General features: G+C 73.0%; 4 protein-coding genes. All 4 read right to left on the reverse strand.

Annotated features, from left to right (window positions below; genetic code table 11):
- A partial coding sequence (locus ABD671_RS13450; RefSeq protein WP_344733915.1) for a helix-turn-helix domain-containing protein occupies positions 1-834 on the reverse strand: 834 nt, incomplete at its 3' end.
- Positions 831-1,103, reverse strand: coding sequence for a hypothetical protein (locus ABD671_RS13455; protein WP_344733916.1), 273 nt, complete (start codon positions 1,101-1,103; stop codon positions 831-833). The genes ABD671_RS13450 and ABD671_RS13455, both read right to left, overlap by 4 nt.
- The gene (locus tag ABD671_RS13460; RefSeq protein WP_344733913.1) at positions 1,100-1,294 is read right to left on the reverse strand and encodes a hypothetical protein; all 195 of its coding nucleotides are present in this window, start codon (positions 1,292-1,294) and stop codon (positions 1,100-1,102) included. The genes ABD671_RS13455 and ABD671_RS13460 overlap by 4 nt, the downstream gene beginning before the upstream one ends.
- A partial coding sequence (locus ABD671_RS13465; protein WP_344733917.1) for a hypothetical protein occupies positions 1,291-1,570 on the reverse strand: 280 nt, incomplete at its 5' end. The genes ABD671_RS13465 and ABD671_RS13460, both read right to left, overlap by 4 nt.

Genomic DNA, 1,570 nt, shown 5'->3' on the forward strand with positions numbered 1-1,570 from the left:
GTTCTCGGCTTCGCGGCGGCGGGCGGCTTCGCGGCGCTGCTTGGGGCTGGTGCCGCAGCCTCGGCAGTTGGGGTGACCGTTGGGGTGCACGGGGCAGCGGACGGCGTCGACGGAGGTGAGGGTGCCGCTGGTCGCAGCAGCCGCGCCGGCCTGGTCGACCTGGTCGACCTGGTCGACCTGGTCGGCCTGGTCACTGGGCTGGTCGTCGGCCTGGGGGGTATGGGGGGAAGTACTTGAAGAAGTGAAGGGGTCCGACGCGTCGGACCCAGTCTGGACCCGATCGATCGATCGGGTCCGACGCCCCGGACCCATTTCGGGATCCCTGTGGATAACCGGGTCGTTAGGGTCCGACACGTCGGACCCATTGAGCGGGGACGTGTCCGACGCGTCGGACCCATTCCCGGTGTCCTCGGTGTCCTCGGGGTCGGTGGCCGGGAGGCCGGGCGTCAGCGCGGCGAGCAGTGCCCGGACCTGGTCGGCGCCGATCCCTGCGGCGGTCGCGAGCTCGTCGACGTCGAGGACCGGCGCGCTGGTGTCCTCCTCGGCGGGCACCCGGTGGAGCTCGCAGCACCCCTCGGGGAACACGATGTACTCGGCGCGCTGGCCGCGCCTGGCGGCCTTGTAGAGGGTCAGGTAGCCCTGCTCGACGAGGTCCTTGATCAGCTCGGCGGCCCGCGATCTCGAGCACGACGCCCACTCCATGACTCCCTCGTAGCCGGGGAAGCCGATGTGGGTGCGGTCGTCGGCGGAGTCGGCGAACGCGACGAGCGCGAGCTTGTGGCTCCGCCCGAGGGTCTGGATCGGCTTCACGCAGCCGAGCAGGTGCCCGCTCATCGAGGGTGCTCCTTCGTTGGTCGTGCCGCCCTGCTGCTGGCGTGGGTGGTGGGATGGGCGGTGTTGCTGATGCGGTCGATCTCGGCGAGGAGTCGATGGAGACCGGCCGTCGCCTTCGCGGTCTGGTCGGGTGCGACGGGCCACAGCAGCTCGGGGCGTGCGGGCCCGCGGCCACCGAGGACCAGGCGGCCGAGCTCACGGGTGATGGCCGCGGCGTGCGCGTCCGAGCAGCGCGGTGGCGGTGCGGCGCGTGGCCGCCGGCGGGTCATCGCTGGCTCCTGGGTGCGGCGGCCCGGCCGATGTCCCGGATCCGCCAGTTCGCGTGGTTCGCGGCGTCGTGCAGCTGCGCGGCCAGGACGTCGGCCTCGGCCGCGGTGAGGAGGACGACGTCGTCGTGGTCCTCCATCTCCAGGACGACGACCGGCCTCGTGGCGTGCAGCATCGCGCGGACCCCGCTCACCGGCGGCCCTCCTCGCTGGTGGGTGGCCGGTGGCTGATCAGGAACTCCTCGACCGCGAGGTCGGGTCGGCAGGCCGGTGACCGTTGCAGGACGACGGCCGCGGCCGAGTCCGGGTGGAACGGTCCGAGGGCGTGGCGCTCGACGAGGTCGCCGAGCTCGGCGGCGGTGCGGGCCGGCTCGTGCAGAGCGTCCTCGAAGGACAGCTCGAGGACCTCGGCGCCGGTGGCGCGGAGCCGTGCGATGTCGCGGTCGGTGGTCTCCCGAGTGTCGCGGGCG

This window comes from Nocardioides fonticola (assembly GCF_039536805.1).
In the GTDB taxonomy this organism is placed as follows: Bacteria; Actinomycetota; Actinomycetes; order Propionibacteriales; family Nocardioidaceae; genus Nocardioides; species Nocardioides fonticola.